General features: G+C 69.4%; 25 protein-coding genes, 1 pseudogene and 1 riboswitch. Of the genes and pseudogenes, 15 read left to right on the top strand and 11 right to left on the bottom strand.

The features are described from left to right. Position 1: 1 nt before the first annotated feature. Complete coding sequence (locus ACWF7A_RS14740) at positions 2-1,267, bottom strand: hypothetical protein (protein WP_452250967.1); 1,266 nt, start codon at positions 1,265-1,267, stop codon at positions 2-4. 279 nt (positions 1,268-1,546) lie between these two features. Here ACWF7A_RS14740 and ACWF7A_RS14735 point away from each other — a divergent pair, with 279 nt between their 5' ends. The 5 genes from ACWF7A_RS14735 to ACWF7A_RS14715 all read left to right on the top strand — a co-directional run bounded on the left by ACWF7A_RS14735 (position 1,547) and on the right by ACWF7A_RS14715 (position 6,316). Continuing rightward, the gene (locus ACWF7A_RS14735) at positions 1,547-1,834 is read left to right on the top strand and encodes a hypothetical protein (RefSeq protein WP_452250966.1); all 288 of its coding nucleotides are present in this window, start codon (positions 1,547-1,549) and stop codon (positions 1,832-1,834) included. A gap of 246 nt (positions 1,835-2,080) precedes the next feature. After that, positions 2,081-2,992 carry a LytR/AlgR family response regulator transcription factor gene (locus tag ACWF7A_RS14730; RefSeq protein ID WP_452250965.1) on the top strand — a complete coding sequence of 304 codons (912 nt, stop codon included), beginning with the start codon at positions 2,081-2,083 and terminating at the stop codon, positions 2,990-2,992. A 44-nt stretch (positions 2,993-3,036) separates the two neighbouring features. Next, positions 3,037-3,390 carry a hypothetical protein gene (locus tag ACWF7A_RS14725; RefSeq protein WP_452250964.1) on the top strand — a complete coding sequence of 118 codons (354 nt, stop codon included), beginning with the start codon at positions 3,037-3,039 and terminating at the stop codon, positions 3,388-3,390. Next, on the top strand, positions 3,387-5,129 hold the full coding sequence (locus tag ACWF7A_RS14720) for a sodium/solute symporter (RefSeq protein ID WP_452250963.1): 1,743 nt from the start codon (positions 3,387-3,389) through the stop codon (positions 5,127-5,129). The genes ACWF7A_RS14725 and ACWF7A_RS14720 overlap by 4 nt, the downstream gene beginning before the upstream one ends. Before the next feature lie 11 nt (positions 5,130-5,140). Continuing rightward, positions 5,141-6,316, top strand: coding sequence for a sensor histidine kinase (locus tag ACWF7A_RS14715; protein WP_452250962.1), 1,176 nt, complete (start codon positions 5,141-5,143; stop codon positions 6,314-6,316). A 70-nt stretch (positions 6,317-6,386) separates the two neighbouring features. Here the strand turns inward: ACWF7A_RS14715 and ACWF7A_RS14710 are convergent. Further along, positions 6,387-6,785: pseudogene (locus ACWF7A_RS14710) on the bottom strand (transposase); the annotation flags it as partial. 633 nt (positions 6,786-7,418) lie between these two features. On the opposite strand from ACWF7A_RS14710, the gene ACWF7A_RS14705 reads away from it, so the two are divergent. The 3 genes from ACWF7A_RS14705 (at position 7,419) to ACWF7A_RS14695 (ending at position 10,457) form a co-directional block, all read left to right on the top strand. Further along, on the top strand, positions 7,419-8,237 hold the full coding sequence (locus ACWF7A_RS14705) for a metallophosphoesterase family protein (protein WP_452250961.1): 819 nt from the start codon (positions 7,419-7,421) through the stop codon (positions 8,235-8,237). A gap of 2 nt (positions 8,238-8,239) precedes the next feature. After that, positions 8,240-8,893: a 4'-phosphopantetheinyl transferase family protein gene (locus ACWF7A_RS14700; RefSeq protein ID WP_452250960.1), complete on the top strand. Its 654-nt coding sequence runs from the start codon at positions 8,240-8,242 to the stop codon at positions 8,891-8,893. Between the two features lie 85 nt (positions 8,894-8,978). Next, entirely contained in the window at positions 8,979-10,457 is a 1,479-nt protein-coding gene (locus ACWF7A_RS14695) for a glutamate--cysteine ligase (RefSeq protein WP_452250959.1), read from the top strand. Between the two features lie 50 nt (positions 10,458-10,507). Here ACWF7A_RS14695 and ACWF7A_RS14690 read toward each other — a convergent pair whose 3' ends face one another. Beyond that, entirely contained in the window at positions 10,508-12,196 is a 1,689-nt protein-coding gene (locus ACWF7A_RS14690; protein ID WP_452250958.1) for a cellulase family glycosylhydrolase, read from the bottom strand. A gap of 156 nt (positions 12,197-12,352) precedes the next feature. On the opposite strand from ACWF7A_RS14690, the gene ACWF7A_RS14685 reads away from it, so the two are divergent. From ACWF7A_RS14685 to ACWF7A_RS14670, 4 genes are read left to right on the top strand one after another with little or no spacing between them, the layout of a single operon-like run. Further along, complete coding sequence (locus ACWF7A_RS14685; RefSeq protein WP_452250957.1) at positions 12,353-13,414, top strand: AAA family ATPase; 1,062 nt, start codon at positions 12,353-12,355, stop codon at positions 13,412-13,414. After that, entirely contained in the window at positions 13,411-15,027 is a 1,617-nt protein-coding gene (locus ACWF7A_RS14680; RefSeq protein WP_452250956.1) for a vWA domain-containing protein, read from the top strand. The genes ACWF7A_RS14685 and ACWF7A_RS14680 overlap by 4 nt, the downstream gene beginning before the upstream one ends. Further along, positions 15,027-15,695 carry a DUF3800 domain-containing protein gene (locus tag ACWF7A_RS14675; RefSeq protein WP_452250955.1) on the top strand — a complete coding sequence of 223 codons (669 nt, stop codon included), beginning with the start codon at positions 15,027-15,029 and terminating at the stop codon, positions 15,693-15,695. Before ACWF7A_RS14680 ends, ACWF7A_RS14675 begins: the two co-directional genes overlap by 1 nt. After that, the gene (locus tag ACWF7A_RS14670; RefSeq protein WP_452250954.1) at positions 15,688-16,404 is read left to right on the top strand and encodes a class I SAM-dependent DNA methyltransferase; all 717 of its coding nucleotides are present in this window, start codon (positions 15,688-15,690) and stop codon (positions 16,402-16,404) included. The genes ACWF7A_RS14675 and ACWF7A_RS14670 overlap by 8 nt, the downstream gene beginning before the upstream one ends. 52 nt (positions 16,405-16,456) lie before the next feature. Here the strand turns inward: ACWF7A_RS14670 and ACWF7A_RS14665 are convergent, their stop codons facing one another. The 7 genes from ACWF7A_RS14665 to ACWF7A_RS14635 form a co-directional block, all read right to left on the bottom strand. Next, the gene (locus ACWF7A_RS14665; RefSeq protein WP_452250953.1) at positions 16,457-16,618 is read right to left on the bottom strand and encodes a hypothetical protein; all 162 of its coding nucleotides are present in this window, start codon (positions 16,616-16,618) and stop codon (positions 16,457-16,459) included. A 53-nt stretch (positions 16,619-16,671) separates the two neighbouring features. Then, positions 16,672-17,010: a hypothetical protein gene (locus tag ACWF7A_RS14660; RefSeq protein ID WP_452250952.1), complete on the bottom strand. Its 339-nt coding sequence runs from the start codon at positions 17,008-17,010 to the stop codon at positions 16,672-16,674. Positions 17,011-17,021: 11 nt separating this feature from the next. Continuing rightward, positions 17,022-17,588, bottom strand: coding sequence for a TIGR03086 family metal-binding protein (locus tag ACWF7A_RS14655; RefSeq protein WP_452250951.1), 567 nt, complete (start codon positions 17,586-17,588; stop codon positions 17,022-17,024). After that, on the bottom strand, positions 17,588-17,998 hold the full coding sequence (locus ACWF7A_RS14650; RefSeq protein WP_452250950.1) for a hypothetical protein: 411 nt from the start codon (positions 17,996-17,998) through the stop codon (positions 17,588-17,590). The genes ACWF7A_RS14655 and ACWF7A_RS14650 overlap by 1 nt, the downstream gene beginning before the upstream one ends. Next, positions 17,923-18,630 (bottom strand): DUF998 domain-containing protein, encoded by a 708-nt coding sequence (locus ACWF7A_RS14645; RefSeq protein ID WP_452250949.1) that lies wholly within the window; start codon positions 18,628-18,630, stop codon positions 17,923-17,925. Before ACWF7A_RS14645 ends, ACWF7A_RS14650 begins: the two co-directional genes overlap by 76 nt. Before the next feature lie 101 nt (positions 18,631-18,731). Further along, the gene (locus ACWF7A_RS14640) at positions 18,732-19,472 is read right to left on the bottom strand and encodes an SDR family NAD(P)-dependent oxidoreductase (RefSeq protein ID WP_452250948.1); all 741 of its coding nucleotides are present in this window, start codon (positions 19,470-19,472) and stop codon (positions 18,732-18,734) included. A gap of 17 nt (positions 19,473-19,489) precedes the next feature. Beyond that, complete coding sequence (locus ACWF7A_RS14635; RefSeq protein WP_452251154.1) at positions 19,490-20,347, bottom strand: LysR family transcriptional regulator ArgP; 858 nt, start codon at positions 20,345-20,347, stop codon at positions 19,490-19,492. A 98-nt stretch (positions 20,348-20,445) separates the two neighbouring features. On the opposite strand from ACWF7A_RS14635, the gene ACWF7A_RS14630 reads away from it, so the two are divergent. From ACWF7A_RS14630 to ACWF7A_RS14620, 3 genes are all read left to right on the top strand, one after another. Then, on the top strand, positions 20,446-20,994 hold the full coding sequence (locus ACWF7A_RS14630; RefSeq protein WP_452251153.1) for a LysE/ArgO family amino acid transporter: 549 nt from the start codon (positions 20,446-20,448) through the stop codon (positions 20,992-20,994). 196 nt (positions 20,995-21,190) lie between these two features. After that, positions 21,191-21,402, top strand: a riboswitch (cobalamin riboswitch). Between the two features lie 108 nt (positions 21,403-21,510). After that, positions 21,511-24,999: a ribonucleoside-diphosphate reductase subunit alpha gene (locus ACWF7A_RS14625; protein WP_452250947.1), complete on the top strand. Its 3,489-nt coding sequence runs from the start codon at positions 21,511-21,513 to the stop codon at positions 24,997-24,999. Continuing rightward, positions 24,999-26,042: a ribonucleotide-diphosphate reductase subunit beta gene (locus ACWF7A_RS14620; RefSeq protein WP_452250946.1), complete on the top strand. Its 1,044-nt coding sequence runs from the start codon at positions 24,999-25,001 to the stop codon at positions 26,040-26,042. The genes ACWF7A_RS14625 and ACWF7A_RS14620 overlap by 1 nt, the downstream gene beginning before the upstream one ends. Here the strand turns inward: ACWF7A_RS14620 and idi are convergent. After that, positions 26,028-26,612 (bottom strand): isopentenyl-diphosphate Delta-isomerase, encoded by a 585-nt coding sequence (gene idi, locus ACWF7A_RS14615; protein ID WP_452251152.1) that lies wholly within the window; start codon positions 26,610-26,612, stop codon positions 26,028-26,030. The genes ACWF7A_RS14620 and idi overlap by 15 nt on opposite strands. Between the last annotated feature and the right edge of the window lie 68 nt (positions 26,613-26,680).

Genomic DNA, 26,680 nt, shown 5'->3' with positions numbered 1-26,680 from the left:
GTCAGCGGGCGTCGAGGAGCTCCATCAGCCGCCGGGCCTCGTCCGGGCTGACCGGCAGTTCCTCGTAGGTGTTGCCGCCGTTGCCGACGCCCCGGAGCAGCGAGCACCGCGTCCACTCCCCCCGGCGGTACTGGTACTCCTCCCAGGCGTCGCCCTCGACGAGCGCGATCGCGTTCGTGAGGTCGAGGGCTTTTCGGATGTCGGTGAAGATCGCGTGGTACCGAGGTCCCTGCCACTCGTGGCGCTGCCACAGCCTGCGCTGCGCGAGGGCCAGCCGGTACGCGGCGTTGTCGGCTGACGTGCCCGGTGAGAGCTCCTCGACCCACCGGCCGCGGTGCTCGCGCACCTCCGCCAGCAGGGTCGACGGTCCCCACACCAGGTCGCGCGTGAACGCCTCCTCGTGCTCGCCGTCCACCTGGACCACGGCGAACGGGAGGTGCGGCCCTTCCACGGACAGCACGCGGAAGCGCCGCCGCGCGGGCTTGGCCGCGATGATCGCCCCGGCCTCCTCCTCGCTGACGGGAAGCGCCTTGTGGAGGGTGTCCTCCAGGCGCCGCAGCACTCTCGTCGGCTGCCAGCCCCCGCGCCCGGTGTGGATCTCCTCGGCACCCAGCGCGGTCCGCCTGATCACGGAGTGCAGGTGACGTGGTTCGGCCTCGTTCCCGTCCCACAGCGCGAAGTACCGGGTCCAGCCGCCGTGCCGCCGGCCGCGCACGGCGACCTCGATGGCGGCTCTCGCGTCCCTGGCGGCGTACTCGTCGACCTCCTCGACCCGCAGGCCGGTGTGCCCGAGCAGGTCGGACGGCTCCCAGCTCAGCTCGCGCGTGAAGGCCTCCTCCGCGGACGGGATCTTCCTGACCACGGCGCGCACCCGGTCGTTCGGCTCGTGCAGGACGAACCACGACGGCCGAGCGGCCGTCCACAGGTGACGGCCGAGCTCTTCCTCGCCGATGGGCAGCCGGATCGTCCCGCCGGGGTCTCCCGTCCGCCAGACGTTGTCCCTGCCGAGCCACTCCTCGACGCCGTCGCGCCGGCGCAGCACCGCGCTCACGTAGACGAACTCGTCGACGCGGTAGGTGGACGAGAGCACCGCCACGCACGCCAGCCCGGCCCGTGCCTCGCGCATCGCCTCGTACACGTGGTCGTAGAACTCGTGCGCCGCGGTCTCCGTCACGGTCCACCCCGGCTCGGGCGCGGCGAGCAGGGCGGAGCCGGCCCACTCCCCCGTGCCGACGAGCTTCTGCTCCCGGTCGCCGTCCGTGCGCACGAGAGCGAGTGGAGCGGGGCCACCGTCCTGAATCACGAAAAATTTCACCGCATCCCCCCAGATCGGCTGAGCACAAGTACTAGCACTCGAAACCGCGTGCTTTTCGGGATACCACCGATTGTGCGCCATTTGAGACGTGCGGCCTGGTGAGACGGAATGCGCAATCGATTGACCGCGTGACGCCGTTGGGGGCAACATCATTGCACTGGGACACCGTGGTCGGGATATGGTGTCGCCCAGTGGCGGAAATGGCTGGCGCAGCCTGTCTGGAGGACTGAAGTGGACCCGGCACTGGACGCCTTGCGCGACCGGCTGGCGGAGATCGTCGAGTCACCGCCGGACAACACCGAGGAGCTCGTGGACACGCTGAGCGGTCTCGCGAAGCTCTCGAACCAGTGGTCCGAGGCGATCCAGGCGTTGCGCGCCCCCACCCGCAGACTGATCGGCCCGGCCGCCGCCGCCTCCGTGAGCGTCGCCGCCCGCCGTGCCGAGGAGTCGTTCATCGAGCTGGAGATCACCCTCGGTGACGCGCTGGCGGCCAAGCCGCGCGCGCTCCGGCAGTCCTGACACCCGATCGGAGGGTTCCGGCTCGTCCTCTCCCTGGCGGATGATGCGCCCGATCGGCGTTTCAGGGGGGAGGGGGTGCTCGTTTCGTGCACACGCTGTGCAACCGGACCCCCGCAGCGGCTCACCCTCCGTGAGGGGGCATGATCGCGTATCCGACGCCCTCGGCTCACCAGGCGCGCGATGACCGAACGTGGTCCAATCGCGCCACGTGAGGATCGGCCGTACACAGTTTGGACTCGATCTCGAATGACCTCAGGTCTGCCCTGCCCCATCTGCGAGGGGCCGGATCGACGTGGCAGCCTCGAGCGCTCGCTGCGGGTGCTCGCCGTCGACGACGAGGCGCCCGCCCTGGAAGACCTCACCTACCTGTTGCGCTCCGATCCGCGCATCGCCCACGTGGAGGCGGTCACCGACGCGACCAAGGCGTTGCGGGTGCTGCACCGCGCGATGGACGCCGGTCAGCCGTTGGACGCGGTCTTCCTCGACATCCGCATGCCCGGGCTCGACGGTCTCGACCTCGCCCGCGTGCTCTCGCGGTTCGCGCAGCCGCCGCCCGTCGTGTTCGTGACGGCGCACCAGCAGCCCGCCGTGGAGGCGTTCGAGCTCAAGGCGCTCGACTACCTGCTCAAGCCCGTGCGTCCCGAACGGCTCGCGGAGTCCGTGCACCGCATCGTGCACGAGGTCTGGGACTCCAAGACCCCCGCCGAACCCTCCGCCGCGACGCCCCCGCAGCCCACCAACTCCACGCCGCCGGAGATGGGTGACGAGGTCATCCCCGTCGAGCTCGGCGGCGTCACCCGGTTCATCCGCCTCGCCGACATCCGTTACGTGGAGGCGCACGGCGACTACGCCCGCCTGCACACCGCGACCGGCAGCGGCCTCGTGCGCGCGGCGTTGAACGGCCTCGAGGAACGCTGGCGCAGCGCCGGGTTCGTCCGCATCCACCGCAGCCACCTGGTGTCGCTCGGTCACATCGACGAGCTGCGGCTGGAGGACGGCCACCTCAGCGTGACGATCGGTGGCGCGGTGCTGCCCGTCAGCCGCCGGCACGCCCGTCATCTGCGCCAGCTGCTCGTCCGCCGCGCCCGGCCGACGCCGGTGACCGGTCAGGCCGCCCCCGCCGGAGTCCTGCAACCGAGGAACGGGCTCGGGTCGTGACGACGCCGCCACCCCGGAGACCGGACCCGAGGCCGACTCAGCGCGTGGTGGTGACGAGCCCGCGCACGCGGGCACCCCGTGCGCGCCGCCCCTACCCGGGTACGCGCGAGATCAACGAGCAGAGCGAGCTCGGCGCCGTCTACATGCGCACGCTGATCCGGGCGCAACGGCGGCTGGGCCTGTCGGTGTGCCTGGTGGCGACCGGTGCGCTGGGACTGCTGCCGCTGCTGTTCGCGATCGAGCCGGAGCTCGGCCGGTTCCGGATCCTCGGGCTCGGGCTGCCGTGGTTCCTGCTGTGCGTGGCGACGTTCCCGATGCTCCTGCTGGCCGGCTGGTTCTACGTGCGCCAGGCCGAGCGCAGTGAACGCGAGTTCGCGGAGCTGGTCGAACGTCCATGACGAGTGGTTACGCCATCGTGGCGGTGCTGGTCGTCGCACTGGGCACGATCCTGGTCGGTACCTATGGACTGCGCGTCTCCCGCACGACGTCGGACTTCTACGTCGCCTCGCGCACGGTCTCGCCGGGGTGGAACGCCTCCGCGATCGGTGGCGAGTACCTCTCGGCGGCGTCGTTCGTCGGCATCGCCGGGCTGATCTTCGCCTACGGGCCGGACATGTTGTGGTTCCCGGTCGGCTACACCGCCGGGTACCTGGTGCTGCTGACGATGGTCGCGGCGCCGCTGCGGCGGTCCGGCGCCTACACGCTGCCGGACTTCGCCGAGGCCCGCTTCCGGTCCCGCGGCGTGCGGGCGGTCGCGTCGATCCTGGCGCTGGCGATCGGCTGGCTGTACCTGTTGCCGCAGCTCGAAGGCGCGGGCCTGACGCTGAACACGGTGACGGGCGCGCCGGACTGGGTGGGCGCGCTGATCGTCACCGCGGTCGTGACGGCGAACGTGATGTCCGGCGGGATGCGGTCGATCACGTTCGTGCAGGCGTTCCAGTACTGGCTCAAGCTCACCGCGATCACCGTGCCGATCGTGTTCCTGATCGCGGTGTGGCAGGTGCACGGCGCCGAGTCGCTGACCGAGCCCGAGTACCCGGTGTTCCGGCAGGACACCGAGGTCGCGTTCCAGCGCTCGACCACGGTCCACGCCGAGCAGTCGATCCTGGTCAGGGGCACCGGCGAGATCGACGGCGTGCGGATCGAGAACGACACCTTCACGCTCAACGACGGCTACCACCGCATCGCGCAGGGCTCGGAGTTCACGTTCCCGAAGGACGCGCCGGTCCCGCACCTGACGACGATGGAGCACAACACCAACGAGATGTGGTCGCTGCCGATGTCGAGCGGCCAGGACTTCCCGTTGTACGGGGCCTATTCGCTCATCATCGCGACGTTCCTCGGCACCATGGGGCTGCCGCACGTGATCGTGCGCTTCTACACCAACCCGAACGGCACGGCCGCGCGCCGCACGACGTTGATCGTGCTGGGCCTGCTGTCCGTCTTCTACCTGATGCCACCGATGTACGGCGCTCTCGGCCGCCTGTACACACCTGAGCTGCTGATGACCGGCCAGACCGACGCCGTGGTGCTCGTGCTGCCGACGCGGATGATCGACGGCGTGGGCGGCGAACTGCTCGGCGCGCTGGTGGCGGGAGGCGCGTTCGCGGCGTTCCTCTCCACCTCGTCGGGTCTGGTGGTGTCGCTGGCGGGCGTGCTGTCGCAGGACGTGCTGCGGCTGGGCGGCGTGCGCGGGTTCCGGATCTCGACGGTGCTCGCGGGCCTCGTGCCGCTCGCGATGACGTTCGTGTCGACCGGCATGCCCGTGGCGGACATGGTCGGCCTCGCGTTCGCCGTCGCCGCGTCCTCCCTGTGCCCGTTGCTGATGCTGGGCATCTGGTCGAGCCGCATCACGACGGTGGGCGCGATCGCGGGCATGCTCGCGGGCGGCGTGCCGGCGTTGACCGCGGGTCTCGTCACGATGTTCACCGACACCGGCGACGCCTGGTACGAGATCCTGCTGTCGCGTCCGGCCGCGTGGACGGTCCCGCTCGGCTTCTCCGTGATGTACGTGGTCTCGCTGCTCACCCAACGGCACGTGCCGCCTGGTGTGCAGCGCACGATGGTCAAGCTCCACGCGCCCGAGAACCTCGGGCTGGACGGCTCGGGCCCGAACTCGGGCGAAGAGCGAAGCTAGAGGGTGACGCGATGCAAGACTTCCTCACCGCCGCCGCGATCCTGATCGTCGGCGGGGCGGCCGTGCTCGTCCTGTGGCGGGGCACGCGCAACAAGCAGTCGCTCTCGACCGAGGCCCAGCGCGTCACCTACGAGACCCTCCACACGGCCTGGTCCGCCGCTCCCCCGCTGCGCGCGGGCCTGGTGCCGGACGCGGCGAAGAAGTCGGCGCGGCACCTGCGGACGTTGCTGGACACGCCCGCGCTGGCGTTGACCGACGAGACCGAGGTCGTGGCCTGGGAGGGTGTCTCCGAGCACCACGCCCACGAGGCCATGGCGCAGGCCGAGGACGTCTTCCTGACGGGCCGCACCCAGGCGTTCGACATCGGCTGCACCGAACCCAACTGCCCGATCAACTGCGCCGTCGTCGCCCCGCTGACCGTCGAGGGCCGCGTGGTCGGCACGCTGGCGGCGTACTCCCGCGAGGCGTCGGCCGGGCTGGTGCGCGCCACGAACCAGGTGGCGCGCTGGGCGGCGGGTCAGCTGGAGCTGGCCGAGCTGGACCGCTCGCGGACGCGCCTGGTCGAGGCCGAGGTGCGGGCGCTGCGCGCGCAGATCTCGCCGCACTTCATCTACAACTCGCTGTCCGCCATCGCCTCCTACGTGCGCACGAACCCGGAGCGCGCGCGGACCCTGCTGCTCGACTTCGCGGACTTCACCCGGTACTCGTTCCGCCGCCACGGCGACTTCACGACGCTGGCCGAGGAGCTGCGGTCGATCGACCAGTACCTGGCGCTGGAGCGGGCCCGCTTCGGTGAACGGCTGAAGGTGACGTTGCAGGTGGCGCCCGAGGTGCTGCCGGTGACCGTGCCGTTCCTGTGCCTGCAGCCGCTGGTGGAGAACGCCGTCCGGCACGGCATGGAGGGCAAGGTCGAGCCCGGCCACATCCAGATCTACGCGAACGACGGCGGCGCCGAGGCCCACATCACGATCGAGGACGACGGCATCGGCATGGACCCGGAGAAGCTGCGCCGCACGCTCGCCGGGCAGGTGGACGAGTCCGCGGGCATCGGCCTGGGCAACATCGACGAGCGGTTGCGGCGGGTCTACGGGGACGAGTACGGCCTGGTCGTCGAGACGGCGTGCGGGCTGGGCACGAAGATCACCGTGCGGGTGCCGAAGTACCACGCGGGCATCAACGGCATGTGAGCCCATGAAAACGCCGGAGCCACCCTTCCGCAGGGTGACTCCGGCGAAGCACAGGGTCTCAGCCGGCGGCCTTCGCCGCACGGCGGTCGGCGGCGTCGAGCACGGCGCGGATCCAGTCGAGCTCCTCGGTCCCGCAGGCCCCCTCGGCCGCGGCACGGCGCAGGCGGACCCAGAGGCCCAGGTCGGTCCACTCCTGGAAGCGGCGGTGCACCGTCGGCACGGTCACGCCGAACGACGCGGGCAGGTGCCTCCAGGCGCAGCCGGACGACAGCACGAACACGATCGCGGTGAACACCGACCGGTTGCAGACCCGGCCGCGGCCGCCACCCTGGCGGCGGACCTTGGCCGGCGGGATCAGCGGCTCGACCACGGCCCACAGGTTCGCGGACACGAGCCGTGCCGACAGCTGCTCGATGACGTCACCACGACCGGACTCCACCGGGGCCTCGGGCCACGCCGAGGCGCGCATCCACGAGTCGCGGGGCATCACGTCGGCGGGCCGCGGGTCCTGGCGGGCGGACTCGGCGCGCTGACGGGAGCGGAGCAGGGTGGCCAGGGCCGTGTCCTCGGCCGTGGTGCGGCGCTGCGGGACGGCGTAGGCCTGGTGCTGCTGGGCGTGGCGGGCGATCTCGGCGCCGACGGTGCGGCGGAACGACGGGTTGCCCTGCAGGCGCGGGTCGACCGGCTGGCCGTAGCGGACCGGGGCCTGGCCCACGGCCGCCTGACGCGGCGGGACCACCGGCTGGCGCGGGGGTACGGGACGCCCTGGCACCTGACGGGGCGGGACCTGCCGCGCGAGCCGCGGGTCCGGGGTGCGAGCGAACTGTGAGTCGGTCATGGTGTGGTCCTCCGCCAGGACTTTTCCGTCAGGTGACAGCGCTCACAGTAAGAAGCAGGTCGGAAAACAGGTAAGTAGGTAGGCCGTGAAAGGCGACGAGCGGCCCCACGACGGCGACGCACGGCTGGTCCTGTTGAGACGAGTGGCGCACTGTCTGCGACGAACGGATAACCGGTCGTGGTACCGCTCTCACGATCGGGTGGGACCTGGTCACTCCACCGGGCGGCGATCATCCTTCGTTGACGGCCCGGTTACCGTCGAAGCGTGAAGCTCTTGGCCACCAGCGACCTGCACGTCTCCTACCAGGACAACCGCGATGTCGTGGCGGCGATCGCCCCGGCGGACCCGGACGACTGGCTGATCATCGCCGGGGACGTGGCGGAGAAGTTCGACTCCATCGAATGGACGCTGCGGACGCTGCGCCCGAAGTTCGCGAAGCTGATCTGGTCGCCGGGCAACCACGAGCTCTGGACCACCAAGGACGACCCGAACCAGTCCCGCGGCGAGATGCGCTACAAGCAGCTCGTGGAGCTGTGCCGCAGCCTCGACGTCATCACGCCCGAGGACCCGTACGTCACGTTCGACGGTCCACGAGGCCCGGTCACCGTCTGTCCACTGTTCCTGGGCTACGACTACTCCTTTCGGCCGCAAGGTGCCACGGACGTGAAGTCGGCGCTCGCCATCGCGCACGAGGCCGGCGTGGTGTGCACGGACGAGTACTTCCTGCACCCCGACCCGTACCCGTCCCGCGAGGCGTGGTGCCAGGCACGGGTGCAGGAGACCGAGGAGCGGCTGGCCCGGGTCGACGGCCCGACCGTGCTGATCAACCACTACCCGCTCGTGCGCGACCCCACGTTCGTGCTGCGCTACCCCGAGTTCGCGCTCTGGTGCGGCACGGAGCTGACCGCCGACTGGCACAAGCGATTCAACGTGGTCGAGATGGTCTACGGCCACCTGCACATCCCCCGCACGACGCTCTACGACGGCGTGCGCTTCGACGAGGTCTCGCTCGGCTACCCGCGCGAGTGGAAACCACGCGGCACCACCCAGGTGAAGCTGCACGACGTGCTGCGGGAGTCGTAGAAGTGCTGGAGCAGCTCTTCCCGGCGACCATCGCGGTGGCCGAGCGGTTCAACGACGACGAGCCGGTCGAACTCTTCCCCGAGGAGGAGGCGCAGCTCGGCAACGCCGTGCCCAAGCGCCGCTTCGAGTTCAGCACGGTCCGCGCGTGCGCCCGCGAGGCCATGCGCGCCCTCGACGTCGCGCCGGCCGCGATCCTGCCGGGCCCGAAGCGCGAGCCCCTGTGGCCGGAAGGTGTCGTCGGCAGCCTCACGCACTGCGCGGGCTACCGGGCCGCGGCGCTCGCGATGAACACGGACTTCGAGACGATCGGCATCGACGCCGAACCGCACAAGCCCGCGCCCGACGGCGTGCTGGGCGCGATCGCGATCCCCGCCGAGATCGGCAGGATGGCCGGGCTGCAGGCCGCCGACCCGAAGATCTGCTGGGACCGGCTGCTGTTCAGCGCCAAGGAGAGCACCTACAAGGCCTGGTTCCCCCTCACCCGGCGCTGGCTCGGTTTCGAGGACGCGGACATCACCCTCGACCCCGACGGCACGTTCCACAGCCGCGTCCTGCTGCCCGACACCCCGATCACCGGGTTCGACGGCCGCTGGCTCGTGCAGGGTGATCTCCTCGTCACCGCCATCGCGGTGCCCGCGGGAGGCCTGTCCGTTTAGATCCGGAAACAAGACACACGACTGTCGGCTTGATCAATCATGGTGCACAGTGGTGGGGTGAACCCTCGACCGCCGGGAGGCCACCATGGGCGAGGACGTCGCGAAGCACGAGTTCACGCGCGAGGACCGCACGCGGTACCGCACCAAGGTGCGCAGATGCCTCGACGTGTTCGCGCGGATGCTGCGTGAAGCGAGGTTCGACTTCGAGAGGCCGATGACCGGCCTCGAGATCGAGATCAACCTGATCGACGAGCACGGCGACCCCGCGATGAAGAACCACGAGGCGCTCAACGTCATCGACGACCCCGACTTCGTGACGGAGCTCGGCCAGTGGAACATCGAGATCAACGTGGCTCCGCGCCGGCTCGCGGGCGGCGGCATCACGGCGTTCGAGGAGACGGTCCGCCGCAGCCTCAACGACGCCGAGAAGAAGGCCCGCGAGGTCGGCGCGCACATGGTCATCAACGGCATCCTGCCGACCCTGCGCTCCAGCGACATCTCGCCGGACCTGCTCTCCGGCAACCCGCGCTACGCGTTGCTCAACGAGCAGGTGCTGGCGGCGCGTGGTGAGGACCTGCAGATCTCCATCGACGGCGTCGAACGCCTGCACCTCACGGCGAGCTCGATCGTCCCCGAGGCCGCGTGCACCAGCACGCAGCTGCACCTGCAGGTCAGCCCCGAGCAGTTCCCCGCCTACTGGAACGCGGCCCAGGCCATCGCGGGTGTGCAGGTCGCGGTCGGCGCGAACTCGCCGTTCTTCCTCGGCAAGGAGCTGTGGCGCGAGACGCGCATCGCGTTGTTCCAGCAGGCCACCGACACCCGCGGCGACGAGCTGAAGGCTCAGGGCGTGCGGCCGCGCGTGTGGTTCGGCGAGCGGTGGATCAACTCGATCTTCGACCTGTTCGAGGAGAACGTCCGCTACTTCCCCGCGTTGCTGCCGATCACCGACGAAGAGGACCCGCTGGCCGTGCTCGACAAGGGCGACACGCCCTCGTTGAGCGAGCTGAAACTGCACAACGGCACCATCTACCGCTGGAACCGGCCGGTCTACGACGTGGTCCGCGACCGTCCGCACCTGCGCGTCGAGAACCGGGTGCTGCCCGCCGGGCCGACCGTCGTCGACACGCTGGCCAACGCGGCGCTGTACTTCGGGCTGGTGCGCGCGCTGGCCGAGGACGAGCGTCCACTGTGGTCGCAGATGAGCTTCCAGGCGGCGGAGGAGAACTTCAACGCCGCCTCGCGCAACGGCATGGACGCGCAGATGTACTGGCCCGGTGTCGGCACGGTGCCGGTGGTCGAGCTGGTGCTGCGCCGACTGTTGCCGCTGGCGCACGAGGGTCTGATCCGGTGGGGCGTCGACTCCTCGGAGCGGGACCGTTTACTGGGCGTCATCGAGCAGCGGTGCCTGAGCGGCGTGAACGGCGCCACCTGGCAGGCCCGGGAGTTCCACCGGCACTACGACCACACGCACATGGACCGGGCGGACGCGCTGCGCACGATGCTGCGGACCTATGTGGACCTGATGCACGCCAACGAACCCGTGCACACCTGGCCCCTGACGTAGAAGAACAGGGGGTGTGACCGCACGCGGTCACACCCCCTGTTCAGTTCAGATCAAGAAGTCGGGAAGTTGTCCGGCGTCCTGATGCGCTCGCGCACCCAGACTCCGGCCGGCTTCAGGACGTTCGTGCCCGCGAACGTGGTGCCGGAGCAGGTGCCGGTCTTGAACACCGCACCCGTCAGGCCGTCGTCGGAGAAGTTCCAGTTGGCCCACGAGATCTTCTTGCGGGCCATCAGGTCGATGTACCTCTGCGACATCGTGAAGTCGTTCGACCCACCGCCGGAGGCGGCCTGCGTGCCGAACTCGGTCACGAACACGGGGACCTGGCTCGACACCTGGTCGAGGACGCTGAGGTACGCGTCCTTGTGGGCCTGGGCGTAGAAGTGGAACGAGTACATGAAGTTGGTCGCGTTGACCCTGTTGTTCAGCACCTGCGACGGGCTGTCGCCGTCGGAGTGGCCGAAGGTCGACCAGCCGTTCGTGCCCGAGACGATGAGGCTGTCCGGGTCGATGGCGCGGATGACCGGGATCATCTGCTCGGCGTAGGACTTCACGCTCGCCCACGACGTGCCGTTCGGCTCGTTGGCGATGTCGTAGATGATGTTGGTCTTGTCCTTGTGCCGGTTGGCGATCTCCGTGAAGAACGTCTTGGCGCGGGACAGGTTGTAGTTCGGGTCACCGGGCGAGAGCTGGTGCCAGTCCACGAGGACGTAGATGCCACGACGCGTGGCCTCCTCGATGTACCCGTGCATCATGTCGGTGAACTTGCGGGGGTCGGTCTCGTACCCGTCCTCCTGGATGTACATGGCGACGCGGATGAAGTCCGCGTTCCAGTCGTTCACCAGCGCGTCCCACCACTGGGACTTGGCGCACTGGTGGTACCACTGGATGCCGTGCGTGCTCATGCCCCGAAGCTGGATCGGGTTGCCGTACTGGTTGCAGAGCTGCACACCGCACACGCGCAGCAGGCCGTTGATGTCGTGCGGCCTGGTGCCGCCGGGCGTGCCCGGCTGCGTGCGCACCGAGAGCGGGCTCGACGCGCCGGACAGGTTGCCCGCCGCGTCCCTCGCCCGCACGGTGAAGGTGTACGCGGTGTCCGGCGTCAGGCCGGAGACGGTGTGCGTGGTGCCGGTCGCCGTCTGCCCGTTGGACAGCACGTAGTCCGTCACGCCCACGTTGTCGGTGGACGCGTTCCACGCCAGTGACACCGAGGTCGCCGTCGTGCCGGTCGAGCGCAGGCTGCCGGGGACCGAGGGAGCCACGGTGTCCGGCGTGCCGCCGCCTTGCGCGTCGACGTCGATCCGGTCCAGGTTCGGGCCGCCGTTGGACGTCGTCGCGACCGTCTTGATCTTGTTGGAGCCCGCCACGAGCGTGACCGAGGTGGACTTGGTGGTCCACGACGTCCAGGCTCCCGTGCTCGGGAACGACAGGGCGCTCGCCACCACCGCGCCGTTCACCGAGATGTCCATGGGGCGGTTGGCCGTCTGACCGTTGGCGAACCGGAAGGTGAGGTTCGCCGGGCCGGCGGCCGGGGCGTTCACGGTGAACTCGACGGAGCTGCCGACCTCGTTGTCGTAGTTGACGAAACCGGAGCCGGTGAAGCCGGCGTGGTTCGACTCGACGAGGCCGTTGGAGATGGTCGCGCTCTCCGCCTGGTACTGGACCACGGCGGCGTTGGCCACGGCCGGGACGACAGCGATGGCTAGTGCTGCGGGGACGACCAACAACAGGGATCTGGCCACAGGGTGCCTCCTGTGTGAGGGGGACTGCAGGTCGCGGCGGCGATTTAGTTAAGAAGGTTTCCTATCAGTGAGGCTTGCATCACAGCACCAGACCACTGCTCGTGTCAATAAATTCGGGCGACCGGAACAAGTCGGATCCGGCATCCTCGAACCCTCATGCGATCCACAACCACCGTGACACCAGCACAGCTTCCGGAGGTGCTGCTGCACGTCGCCGTCGTCCGACCGGTCTTCCTCTGGGGAGCACCGGGCATCGGCAAGTCCTCACTCGTCCGCGAGTTCGCCACCGCGCTGGGTCTCGAGTGCGTCACGCTGCTCGGCACGCAGCTCGCGCCGGAGGACCTCATCGGAGTTCCGGAGCTCGTCGGTGGCCGATCCCGGTTCGCGCCGCCGGAGTCGATCGCGCGGCACGACCCCTACTGCCTGTTCCTCGACGAGCTCAACGCCAGCTCCCCCGAGGTGCAGAAGGCGTTCTACTCGCTGATCCTCGACCGCCGGATCGGCTCCTACGAGCTGCCCAAGGGCTCCATCGTGATCGGGGCCGGCAACCGGGCGGTCGACAACGCCCTGGCGCGCCCGATGGCGTCGGCGCTCGTCAACCGCATGATCCACGTGCACCTCACGGCGTCCGCGCGCGACTGGCTGGCGTGGGCGCGGGAGAACGACATCCACCCGTGGGTGCTGGAGTACCTGACCCAGCGCCCCGACCACCTGTGGAGCGCGGCACCGAAGGTCGAGGAGACGTTCTCCACGCCGCGTGGCTGGCACATGCTCTCCGACGCGCTGCACTCGTTCGGCGACGACATCTCCGAGGACCTGCTCGGGGTGCTGGCCTTCGGGACGGTCACCGCGAACCACGCCTCGATGTTCAAGGCGTACGTGAAGACCGTGCGCAACGCGTTCGGGCTGGAGGCCGTGCTGCGCGGGGACGTCCGCTGGCCGTCGGCTCCCGGCGACCGGGACCTGTTGTACTTCCTGGGTGAGGCGTTCCGCGCGCGGCTGGTGAAGGAGCTGCCGCACGACAAGGCCCACGCGTCCGCGGCGGGCAAGCGGCTCGCGCACCGCGGCAAGGCACTGCTGCTGGAGCTGGCCGAGCTGTCGCTGGAGATCGCGCAGATGGTGATCGCGGCCGACGACGACGGCAACCCCGTGCTGCCCGCGTGGTTCCTCGTCGAGGTCACCCGCGACCTGCCCCGGCTGGTCGCGGCACGCGCATGAGCCGCCGTGCGTCGAAGTCCCACGCCGATCCCGCCGCGCTGGCGTTCGCCGCGGCGAACAAGCGGATCGACTCGCATCCGCTGTTCGCCGCGCTCGGCACCTGGGTGCGGCGGCAGTCCGGCCACCCGTGGGCGGACATCTCGCTGGACGGCTCGCTGTTCGCCCATCCCACGAGGAGGGCGACTGAGGACGAGTGGACGTGGGTGTTCGCGCATTGCCTGCTGCACCTCGGTTTCGGCACGCACTCGTGCGCGGACGTCCTCGACTTCCAGCCCGCGATCAAGTTCGGCACGCGCCCGTTCTCGTGGGAGCCGGATAGCTGCGTGCGCGGTGGTGAGTCGGCGAACCCGGAGAAGTGGGCTCAGCGGTTCGCCGCCGGACTGTCCAACGCCGCCGTGGCCGCGATCGACGTCGCGGGTGGCGCGCGGTCGTCGCTGACCGACTCGCGGCCGGCCAGGACCGAGTGGCAGCTCGCGCTCGGCTGGTTCGTGTCGCACTACCCGCTGCTGGGCGCGCTCGCGTCGACGATGACGGTCGTGGCGGACGCGGAACTGGCGCGGGGCTGGGACATCTCGATCGCCGCGGTGTCCACGGCCTCGGCCGAGATCTACGTGAACCCCTTGGCGGGCTTGACGAGGCCGGAGTGGCGGTTCGTGCTCGCGCACGAGATGCTGCACGCCGCCCTGCGCCACTGCGACCGCGTCGGCGGCCGCGACCCGTACCTGTGGAACATCGCCGCGGACTTCGTGGTGAACGGCTGGCTCGTCGAGATGGGCGTCGGCACGGCACCGGAGGGCGTGCTGCACGACCCGGAACTGCGCGGCCTGTCGGCGGAGTCGGTGTACGACCGGATCGCGGTGGACCTTCGCCGGTACCGCAAGCTGCTCACGTTGCGGGGCCACCATCAGGGCGACCTGCTCGGAGAACCGTTGCGCGGGCCCGCGAACGTCACCGACCTCGACGAGTTCTACCGGCGCGCGCTGCTGACCGGGCTGGGCCACCACACGTCCTCGCGCGGGCTCCTGCCCGCCGGTCTGGTCGAGGAGATCCGGGCGCTGGAGCACCCGCCGCTGTCGTGGGACGCCCAGCTGGCGCGGTGGTTCGAGGAGTTCGTTCCGGCCGTGGAGAAACGGCGCACCTACGCGCGTGCGTCCCGGCGGCAAGCGTCCACTCCGGACATTCCGCGGCCCGGCTGGGTGCGGCCGGAGTCGCTGGAGTCGCGGCCGACGTTCGGGGTCGTGCTCGACACGTCCGGCTCGATGGACCCGAAGCTGCTGGGCAAGGCGCTCGGCGCGATCGCCTCCTACTCCGCGGCACGTGACGTACCCGCCGCACGCGTGGTTTTCTGTGACGCGATGGCATATGACGCCGGGTACGTGCCCGTGGAGGACATCGCGGGACGGGTGACGGTGCGCGGGCGCGGCGGCACGGTGCTGCAGCCCGGTGTCGACCTGCTCGAACGTGCCGGCGACTTCCCCGCCGCGGGCCCGATCCTGGTCATCACCGACGGCGGGTGCGACGTGCTGCGGATCCGCCGCGAGCACGCGTTCCTGATACCGGCGGGCGCGCATCTGCCGTTCCGCGCCCGAGGGCCCGTGTTCCGGATGTCCTGATGGAGATCGCCTGCGACGAGTCCGGGTCCGAGGGCGAGAAGCTCGTCGGCGGGGTCACGGCGGTCTTCGCGCACGCCGGGGTCTCGTTGTCCGAGGCGGAGGCGTCGCGGTGCGTCGAGACGCTGCGCGAGATGATCAAGTCGCCCGCCCTGGAGTACAAGGCGAACCACCTGCTGCGGACGAAGAACCGCTGGGTGCTGCTGTGGTTCCTCGGGCCGGACGGACCGCTGGCCGGGCGCGCCCGCGTGCAGCTCGTGGACAAGCGGCGGTTCCTGGCCTCGCGGGTGCGGGCGGAGTTCGGTTCGGTGACCGGACCACTGGAGCTGTACAACGACCTGCTGCGCGCCAGGGGACCTCGCGGGAACCTCGACCCGTTGTTCCCGGCTATCCTTCGGGCCGTGGCCCAGTGGGGAGGGCCGGTGTCGATCGTGCACGACCAGCAGCTGTCGCTGACCGCAGGCCGGATACAGCAGCTCAAGAACCTGGCGCCGTGGCTCGAAAGCCTCACTTTGGTCGATTCGCAGTACGACGCCCGCGTGCAGGTGGCCGACTTCCTGGCCGGCATCGCGCGACGCGTCGCCGAGGAAGAGCTGTACGGAAAGCCTGACCGAGAGGTGATCGAGTTGCTGATGCCGTTCGTCGTGGGACCGAGGTTGTGGAATGCCTGACGCGATTTTCGCCGATCCGCGACTGGCCAGGGTCTACGACGCCTTCGACGGCCCGCGTGACGACCTGGACCTGTACGTGGGGATCGCGGCCGAGCTCAGGGCGTCGAGCGCGCTGGACGTCGGCTGCGGCACGGGCTCCCTCGGGACGTTGCTGGCCGACGCCGGGCTCACCGTCGTCGGCGTGGACCCCGCTCTCGCGTCGCTGGAGCTCGCACGTGCCAAGGACTCCAGGGTCACCTGGATCCACGGCGACGCGACGACGCTGCCCGCGATGCAGATGGACCTCGTGACGATGACCGGGAACGTGGCGCAGGTGTTCCTGGGCGAGGACTGGGAGGCCGCGCTGCGCGGCGTGCGGGGCGCGTTGCGGCCCGGCGGGCACTTCGTGTTCGAGACCCGGCGTCCGGAGCAACGGGCGTGGGAGGACTGGGCACGGGCGGAACCGCGGGTGCGCGGCGGGGTCCGGCAGCAGCTCGAGCTGCTCGACGTGAGCCTGCCGTTCGTCTCGTTCCGCCACACCTACAAGTTCACGGACGGGTCGGTGATCGCCTCGGACTCGACGCTGCGGTTCCGCTCCCGTCCCGAGGTGGAGCAGAGCCTGGTCCGCGCCGGGTTCGAGGTCGTCGACGTGCGGGACGCGCCGGACCGGCCCGGCCGCGAGTACGTGTTCGTGGCGAGGAAGGTCAGCGGCCCGGCCTCCACACGATGACCTCGGGCAGCAGCTGACCCTTGTCGACGAGCTTGATCCACGCGACGTCGCCCTACTCGGACGTCACGCGGAACCTGCCGCCGCGCGGGTCGATCTCGAAGTCCTGCGGGCAGTTCGAGATCGTGGGCCTGTCGTCGTCGGGGGCCAGTTCGTCGATGTCGGGGGTGCCCTCGCCCTCGGCGTCACCCTCGCGCAGGGCTTTCCGGTCGGGCACGGCGGTAAGCCCGAGGACCCGTTCTCGGCCACTGCCCACCAGCCGGCAGCGAATCAGCCGACGAGCGCCGGCTGCCTCCACGCGTGCACCAGCCAGGGCAGGATCCGGGGCAGCCGGTCGGCCACGACGTCGTGCAGCGCCAGGACCATCCGGCCGGAGTGCGCGGGCCCCGCGTCGAGCCACACCACGTGCATCAGGACGCCGGTCCGCAGGTCGAGACCCGCCTCCGCCTCCGCGAGGGCCGCGGGGGTGGCGGCGGCGGGATCCGCTACCTCGTGGTGCGCGAAGCCGGAACGACGCAGCTCAGGATGCAGTTCCACCAGGGACTCCATGGCGGCGGCCAGGCGTCCGGCGCCCAGTCCTGCCCGAACCTGCACCGTGATGGCTCCCACGTCAGGAGACCCTAATCCAGGCTCCACCCGGGATTCCGCCCACTGAGTCCCAGGACACGGTCGAGCAGGGGCGCGGTCGCGTCGACCTCCACCTCCGCTCCGAAGAGGGAACCGTCGCGGTCGTCCGGGCCGATCGACGACACGAAGCCGTGGACGACCTGGAGCAGGCCCTCGTCGACCTCGAACGGCTGCCCGGTCGCCTTCGCCAGGTCCCAGCCGTGCAGCACGACCTCGTCCAGCGCCACGGCGGCGGCGACCTCACCGGGCAGGTCGACTCCACCCGCGCGGGTCATGCCCTCCCACGCCTGCGGCGACTGCCAGGCCGTCGCGAGCTCGGCCAGCCGCCCCGGCACGGACTCGCGGAAGTCGATCGGCAGCCGGGCCGCGTCGCCGGCACCGGTGCCCTCCAGCGGGGTCTTGCGCGCCGCCATCGTGAAGGCGAGCGCGAGGCCGTTCACGTGGTCCAGCAGGTCGCCGACCGTGTAGTCGGGACATGGCGTCGGCGCTTTCAGGTCGCCGTCCGTCACGGTGCGCACCAGTCCTGCGAGCTGGTCGGCCGCAGGAGTCAGGTCGAACATCAGTAGCCGTCGCCTCCCCAGAACTGTTCTTCCAACGTGTCCGCGGTACCGGCGAGCAACTGGAGCGGATCGGTGAACTCGTGGATGTCGAGGTCCTTGAGCGGCAACGAGTGCCGGACCACCACGTGCTCACCCATGATCGCGAGGCCGCAGGCGACGGTGGAGTTGCCCACCTCCGCCAGGACGTCGTGGAGGTTCACCTGCGACGCCAGCCCGCACGGGGAGGCGATCTGCACCCACTCGTGCATCTTGTCGAGCACTTCCCGGACGATGATCACGACCTGCGTGCGGTCGTCCTCGTCCTCCTCCACGTCCCCGAAGGTGAAGAGGACCCTCAGCTCCTCGCCGTGGTCCTCGATGACGTCGTACTCGGCGCGGACGTAATCCGCGAGGTCTCCCCAACTCGCCATGGCGCAACCCTACTTGCCGAGATGGCCCACAGCCCGACGACGAGCACGGCCAGCACCTCGGCCGCGAGCAAGATCCTCTCGATGTACCCCAACGGGAACACGCGCCACCACCGAACGTCGGAGACCATGCCCAGCACAATGGCGTAGAGCAGCGGCATGAATGCGACAACGCTCAACAAACCGGACGCCATCGTCCACCTGGCGTGTCGTCCCCACACGGGGTGCCGCAGCCACGGCCGGGCGAGCGCGATGATCGCGATCGGCAGGCTCACGAACGCGACCATGCTGCCGAACCGGTGGATGCTGCCGCTGAGCTCGTTGGTGCCCATCGCCCAGTTCGTCTTCGGGAAAGCCACCACGAGGAACAGGCCGGCGGACCACAGGGCGAGGGCGATCGAGCCGGCCGACCGCCACCGCGCCAGGCCCTTGTGGATCAGCACGCCGAGGATCGCGAGCGACCCGACGGCCAGCAGCAGCACGGCGACGTCGAACACCGGCCGGTAGTCGCCCAGCGCGTACTCGCTGATCGTGCGGCGCAGCGGCCCGACCGTCAGGTCCAGCACTCCGACCATGGCGATCGTCGCGACGACGGCGAGGGAACCGCCGGCGGCGGCTAGTCGAGGTATCAGCACATATCGGACAACGCCCAGGCCGGGGCGCCGGGTTCCTGGGTTCAGCAACCCGACAGGTTCGCCCCAGGACTTCGACAGCTTCAACCCGGGACGGCGCCGCCTCAGCTCAGGATGGCGCCGCACGTGATGTTGACCTGCGCTCCCGTGATCGTGCGGCCCCAGTCCGAGGCGGCGAACATCGCGGCCCTGCCGACGTCCTCCAGGGTCGCCGCCCTGCCCAGCGCCGTCTGGCCGACGATGTCGGGTTCGACCTGGTCGCGGAACTCGCCCGGGACGGACTCGGGGATCCCGCCGGTCTGCAGCGTCACGGCCCGGACCCCGTGCGGCCCCAGTTCGGCCGCGAGCTGCCGGCGCAGCGCCTCGACCGCGTCGAACGCCGCGACCAGGCCTCCCAGCCGCCAGCGCCGGTGCACCTGCCCGTCGCTCGTGCCGCCGAAGAAGAGGACGACTCCCCCGCCCTGCCTGATCATGTGCCGGGCGGCGGCGCGGGCGGTGAGGAACTTCGAGCGGACGTTCGTCACGACCGGGCTCAGGTAGTCGTCGACGCTCATCTCGTGCAGCGCGGTGCCCTGGACGTCGTTGTCGGAGATGACGTTGACCGAGATGTCGATCCGGTCGAACGTGGCCGCGTGCTCGTCGACGCTCCGTTCGTCCAGCGCGTCGACCACGGCGTACTCGACACCCAGTGCCTCGGCCTTGGCCTTGAGCGACTCCTCGGTGCGCGCGGCCAGGTGGACCTCGGCACCCGCCTGCGCGAACGCCCGGGCGATCGCACCGCCGATCGTGCCCGCGCCGTAGATGACTGCGATCTTTCCGTTGAGGTTCATCGGTTCGCCGGTCATGCCGTCGAGGCTAACTCCTAACGCAGCGCCACGCGCGCTTCGGCGGCCACCGCCCCGGCGACCGCCGTCAGCGCCGGTGAGTCGAGCTTCCACTGCTGCCAGTACAGCGGCACGGAGATGGTGCGGCCCGGCGCGAGGTCGACCAGTCCCGCCTGGAGTTGTTGCGGCGGAACCATTCCCCAGCCGAGGCCCGCCACGATCGCCCGCACGTACACCTCGGACGACGGGACGTAGTGACGGTGCTCCGACGCGCCGCGGCCGCGGGTCAGCGTGCGCACGAACCGGTCCTGCAGGTCGTCGTTGCGGTCGAACACGACCACAGGCGCCCGAGGCAGCCACGACTTCGGCGGGCCGTCCTCGTGCAGGTCCACGAAGGACTGTGAGGCCATTGCCGCGTAACGGATCTCGCCGAGCTTGGTCACCGAGCAGCCCGCCACCGGTTCTCGTGAGGACGTCACCGCCGCCATCACCTGACCCTGTCTCAGCAACGCCGTCGTGTGGTCCTGGTCCTCGCGGTGCAGGTCGAACGAGATCCTCAGGTCCGGCGAGACCCGTTGCAGGGCGGGCAGGAACCACGTGGCGAGCGAGTCGGCGTTCACCGCGATCGGCACGCGCACCACCGCGTCCTCGCCCAGTGCCGCGTCGAGGTCCTGGTCCAGGGCGAGCAGTTGCCGACCGTAGCGGACGATCACCTCGCCCGACGGCGTCAGCCGCACGGGGCGCGCCCGCACCAGCAGCACGCGGCCGGTTCGCTGCTCCAGGGCCTTGATGCGTTGGGACACAGCGGAAGGCGTGACGTGCAGCGCGGTGGCGGCAGCGTCGAACGTGCCCGCGTCGACCACCGCGAGCAGCGTCCGCACCAGATCCAGATCCATCACAGCCGCTAATGCTACGTAAGAATCTTTAGCTGGTCTCATCAAGAACGCGTCAATACCGTGAACGCGTGACTGACCTGCTGCTCGGCTTCGGCACCATGATGACCCTGATCGTCGCGATCGGCGCGCAGAACGCTTTCGTGTTGCGCCAAGGGCTTCGCCGGCAGGCGGTCGCGAAGGTCGTCGCCGTGTGCGCCGTCTCGGACGCGATCCTGGTCGCGGTGGGCGTCGCCGGGTTCGGGGCGATCGTGAAGAGGTTCCCGGCCGTGATCACCGCGGCGGCGATCGCCGGAGGTCTTTTCCTGCTGGGGTACGGTTTTCTGGCCGCACGCCGGGCGTTCCGGCCGTCGGTCCTGGACGCGGGTACCGAGACCAGCAGCCGGCCCGTGCTGACCGCGCTGACGCTGACGTGGCTCAACCCGCACGTCTACCTCGACACCCTGCTGCTGCTCGGCTCGATCGCGGCCGGGCGGTGGCTCTTCGGCGTCGGCGCGGTGACGGCGAGCATCACCTGGTTCGTCGCGCTCGGCTTCGGCGCCCGGCTGCTCGGCCCGCTGTTCGCGAAGCCCCGCGCGTGGCGGGTGCTCGACGGCCTGATCGCCGCCGTGATGATCACTCTCGGGGTGACCCTGATAGCCGGGTGGTGATCATCACCAGCACCGCCGACACCGCCAGGACACCGCTCGTCACGGGTGCCGCCGCACCGACGAAAAGGGACGCCGAAGCGAGCCCCGCACTGACCAGAGCACCGAAGACGACCCGAGGCCGAAGATCACCCACGTTTCGACCATAACCCACGACACGCGCATGTTGGGTGGTGATCCAGACCCCACCACCACATGTAGTATCTGCCGCGCTAGTGGTTCACCGACTCGGCTCAACCTGGTCGGTGAGGCAAGAGGGAACCCGGTGAAAGTCCGGGACTGCCCCGCAGCGGTGAGTGGGAACGAAAGCCGTCAACGAAGCACTGGGTCTCACGACCTGGGAAGCGACGGCCGGTAGGCGCGAGAGGTGTGCCCACGAGTCCGAAGACCTGCCATTGGTGTGCGCGCAAGCCTGCGCGCACGACACGGTGCCCCGAGGGAGGGCGGCTGTGTGCACCAGTGGTGTCCTCCGCTGGTGCGCGCACGCGTTCTTCCCGGGCCGATCTCGGAGGAGAGAGCGTGCCCGACCGCCTTTCAGTGGTCATCGACGAAGCCTGCGCCGACCTGCCCAACGCGTCGGCCGAGGCGGTCCTGGCCGAGACCAAGCGCAACCTCTACGACGGCATCACCGACGCCGAACTGGCGCTCGCGCCGATCATGGCCGCCCGCACCATGGTCGAACACGACCCGGACTACTCCTACGTCAGCGCCCGCCTGCTGCTGGACAAGCTGCGCGCCGAGGCCTGCGGAGAACCGCTGTCGCACGCCGAGATGACCGAGCGCTACCCGGCGTACTTCGCCGGGTTCGTCCGCGACGGCATCGAGTTCGGCCAGCTCGACCCGCGCCTCGCCGACTTCGACCTGGCCCGCCTGGGCGCGGCGCTGGACGCCTCGCGCGACCTGAACTTCCAGTTCCTGGGCATGCAGACCCTGTACGACCGCTACTTCCTGCACCACGACGACCGCCGCTACGAGCTGCCGCAGGCGTTCTTCATGCGCGTCTCCATGGGCCTCGCCCTGGAGGAGGACGACCGCGACGCCCGCGCGATCGAGTTCTACGAGCTGCTCTCGTCGTTCGACTTCATGTGCTCGACGCCCACCCTCTTCAACTCGGGCACCACGCGTCCGCAGCTGTCGTCGTGCTTCCTCACCACCGTCGACGACGACCTGGCCGCGATCTTCCACGGCATCAGCAACAACGCGCTGCTGTCCAAGTTCGCCGGCGGGCTGGGCAACGACTGGACTCCGGTGCGCGGGATCGGTGCGCACATCAAGGGGACGAACGGCAAGTCCCAGGGTGTGGTGCCGTTCTTGAAGATCGCGAACGACACGGCCGTTGCCGTGAACCAGTGCTTCGCGCCGGACACCGGCATCTACACCGCCGACGGTGTCAAGGCGATCAAGGACGTCCAGGTCGGCGACCTGGTGCTCGGGGTGAGCGGCACCTACCGCGAAGTCACCGAGGTCATGCTCTACGACCAGGTCGACCCGATGGTCGAGGTGAAGGTCAAGCACTCCGTCGAGACGCTCGAGGTCACCGCCGGGCACCCGTTCTACGCCATCAAGGGTGTGCCGCTCGGCCAGGAGAACGCGCGGACCCTCAAGTGGCTCGCCAACGACAAGGTCCGCCCTGAGTGGGTGGACGCCGGTCAGCTCGAGAAGGGTGACTACGTCGCCCAGGTCATTCCCGAGGAGATCGTCCCGGTCGCCGGTCTCGGCGAGGACGACGCCCGGCTGTACGGGATCCTGCTGGGAGACGGGCACCTGTCGAAGGACGGGATGCAGTGGGGTGTCTCCGGCAACCCCGAGCTGGACGTGCACCTGGACTTCGTGCGCGAGTACCTGTCGGCGCGCGGCATCCACTTCTGGGAGAACGGGCGCGACGACACGTACCTGCAGATCCACTGGGCCTCCGGACGCGGGGTGCTGCGTGACGCCGAGACCGGCCGCATCACCGGTGCCGGCGAGGCCACTCTCCCGTTCACCTACGAGGACCTCTACGACGGCGAGCACCGGAAGCGGATCTCCCGCAGGTTCTCCCACCTTCCCCACGCGCAGGCGCGGAAGCTGTTGCAGGGCCTGCTGGAGACCGACGGCGGAGTGTCCCGTGGCGTCGAGGTCTACTTCACCACGACGTCGTCGCCGCTCGCCGCTGGTGTCCGCTACCAGTTGCTGCGCCTCGGCGTTCCGTCCGCCGGCCAGTACCGCGAACGCGAACAGAACCACCTCGGCACGCGCTCGGACGGCACCGAGATCTCCTTCTCCGGTGTCGTGAAGGCGTTCGACATCAGGGTTCCCGCCGTCGCGGGCATCGCCGAGCTCGTCGGCTGCCGGCCGATCACCAAGCACAACTGGGTCGAGCACCAGGGCATGGTGTTCTCGCGCGTCCGGGACGTGCGGGAGACCGAGGTCGTCCCGGAGGTCTTCGACCTCAAGGTCGAGACCGACGAGTCCTACATGACCACCGCCGGTCTCGCCCACAACGGCGGAAAGCGCAAGGGCGCCGTCTGCGCGTACCTCGAGACCTGGCACATCGACGTCGAGGAGTTCCTCGACCTCCGCAAGAACACCGGCGACGAACGCCGCCGCACCCACGACATGAACACCGCGAACTGGGTGCCGGACGAGTTCCTGCGCCGCGTTCGCGCGAACGGCCAGTGGACGCTCTTCTCCCCCGACGAGGTCCCGGACCTGCACGACGCGTTCGGCACGGAGTTCGCCGAGAAGTACCGCGCCTACGAGCAGAAGGCCGACAACGGCGAGATAAAGGTCTTCCGCCGCCTCCCTGCGGTCGACCTGTGGCGGCGCATGCTCACGATGCTGTTCGAGACCGGCCACCCGTGGATCACGTTCAAGGACCCGTGCAACCTGCGCTCACCGCAGCAGCACAACGGTGTCGTGCACTCGTCCAACCTGTGCACCGAGATCACCCTGAACACCACGATCGACGAGGTCGCGGTCTGCAACCTCGGCAGCGTCAACCTCGCGCAGCACGTCACGGACCAAGGCATCGACCACGCGCGGCTCGAGAAGACCGTGCGCACCGCGGTGCGGATGCTCGACAACGTGATCGACGTGAACTACTACACGATCCCGGAGGCGAGGAACTCCAACCTCCAGCACCGGCCGGTCGGTCTGGGCCTGATGGGCTTCCAGGACGCGTTGTTCACGCTCGGCACGCCGATGGCGAGCAAGGAGGCCGTCGAGTTCGCGGACCGCAGCATGGAGGAGATCAGCTACTACGCGATCGAGGCGTCCGCTGATCTCGCCGCCGAGCGCGGTGCGTACCAGTCGTTCGACGGGTCGTTGTGGAGCAGGGGGATCCTGCCGATCGACTCGGTCGAGCTCCTCGCGCAGACGCGCGCCGAGGGTGAGCTGGAGCAGAACCGCGAGTCCACGATGGACTGGGCGAAGATCCGCGAGAAGGCACGCAAGGGCATGCGGAACTCGAACGTCATGGCCATCGCGCCCACCGCGACGATCGCGAACATCACCGGCGTGAACCAGTCGATCGAGCCGCTCTACCGCAACCTGTACGTCAAGTCGAACATGTCCGGCGACTTCACCGTCATCAACCCCGACCTGGTGCGGGCGCTCAAGCAGCGCAAGCTGTGGGACGAGCGGATGATCTCGGACCTGAAGCTGCACGACGGCAGCCTGGGTGCGATCGACCGGGTGCCGCCGTACCTGAAGGCGTTGTACGCCACGGCGTTCGAGGTCGACAGCTCGTGGCTGATCGAGGCGGGCTCGCGCCGGCAGAAGTGGATCGACCAGGCCCAGTCGCTGAACCTGTACCTGTCTGCGCCGAGTGGCCGCAAGCTCGACGAGCTGTACCAGCTGGCGTGGTTGCGCGGGCTCAAGACCACGTACTACCTGCGCACTCAGAGCGCCACACACGTGGAGAAGTCCACGCTGCAAGGGACGGACGGCAAGCTCAACGCCGTCTCGCCCGTCGCCGTGGACCCCAACTGCTCCATCACCGATCCCGACTGCGAGGCGTGCCAGTAATGACCGACAACCTGATCGAGGCAGGCGCCGCGCGCGTCTCCGTCGACGACAAGGCGATGATCAACTGTCGCGCCGACGTCAACCAGCTGCTGCCGCTCAAGTACCACTGGGCGTGGGAGAAGTACCTGGCCGGCTGCAACAACGCGTGGATGCCGACCGAGGTCTCCATGCAGGCCGACATCGGCCTGTGGAAGTCGAAGGACGGGCTGACCGACGACGAGCGCCTGATGATCAAGCGCAACCTCGGGTTCTTCGCGACGAGCGAGTCGTTGGTGGCCAACAACATCGTGCTCGCGGTGTACCGGCACCTGACGAACCCGGAGTGCCGCCAGTACCTGCTGCGCCAGGCCTTCGAGGAGGCCGTGCACACCCACACGTTCCAGTACATCTGCGAGTCGCTCGGTCTCGACGACGGCGAGCTGTTCAACATGTACCGGGAGATCCCGTCCATCACGGACAAGGCCGCGTGGGCGCTGCAGTTCACGCAGCACCTGGAGGACCCGGAGTTCCGGACGGGCACGCCCGAGATGGACCAGGCGTTCCTGAAGGACCTCGTGGCGTTCTACGTGGTCTTCGAGGGCATGTGGTTCTACACGGGGTTCGCGCAGATCCTGTCGCTGGGCCGCCGCAACAAGATGGTCGGCATCGCCGAGCAGTACCAGTACATCCTGCGCGACGAGTCGATCCACCTGAACTTCGGCATCGACGCGATCAACCAGATCAAGATCGAGAACCCGCACCTGTGGAACGACGTGTTCCAGAAGGAGGTGCGGACCATGCTCGCGGAGGGCTGCGAGCTGGAGATCGCCTACGGCCGCGACACCATGCCGAACGGCATCCTGGGGCTGAACGCCGAGCTGTGCGAGCAGTACATGCGGTTCATCACGAACCGCCGGTGCGCACAGCTCGGCCTGGAGCCGGTGTGGGAGACGACGGAGAACCCGTTCCCGTGGATGTCGGAGATGATGGATCTGAAGAAGGAGAAGAACTTCTTCGAGACCCGCGTCATCGAGTACCAGAACGGCGGATCACTGGAGTGGTGACAGCACCACCGCGCTAGGGAGCCCGGCCCGGTCCGCGACAGGCCACGCCAGCGGATCGGGCCCGAGCTGCACGAGCTCGGCGACCTGCAGCCTGGACCACGGCGAGATCTCGCGCGTGCCGTCCAGCACGGAGGCCGCGAACGACTCCCACGGAACCCGTTCGGTGGAGTCGACCTCGTCCGGGTTCGGCGCAGGCTCGTCGTCGGACAGGACGCGGAACACCGGGCACATCTCGTTCTCGACGACGCCGTCCATGACCGCGCGGTAGCGGAAGGCGGGCAGCAGCAGCTCGGCGGAGGAGACCTTCATGCCGAGCTCGTCCCGCAACCGCCGCAGCACGGCCTGTTCCATGTCCTCGGCGGGCAGCGGGTGGCCGCAGCAGGTGTTCGTCCACAGTCCCGGGAAGGTCTTCTTGTGCAACGCCCGGCGGGTGAGGATCGTGTTGCCGGCCGAGTCGAAGACGTAGCTCGAGAACGCCAGGTGCAGCGGGGTGTCCGCGTGGTGCACCACTGCCTTGTCCTCGACGCCGATGGCCGAACCGTCCTCGGCCAGGAGGACCACCTGTTCCACAGTCACGGGCACCACGTAATCACACGCGGGCGGGGACGGGAACCGCGCGGTCGGGTGAGAGCTCGAGC

It is taken from the genome of Lentzea sp. NPDC055074 (genome assembly GCF_053608005.1).
This window is presented reverse-complemented; position numbering and strand designations above follow the sequence as displayed.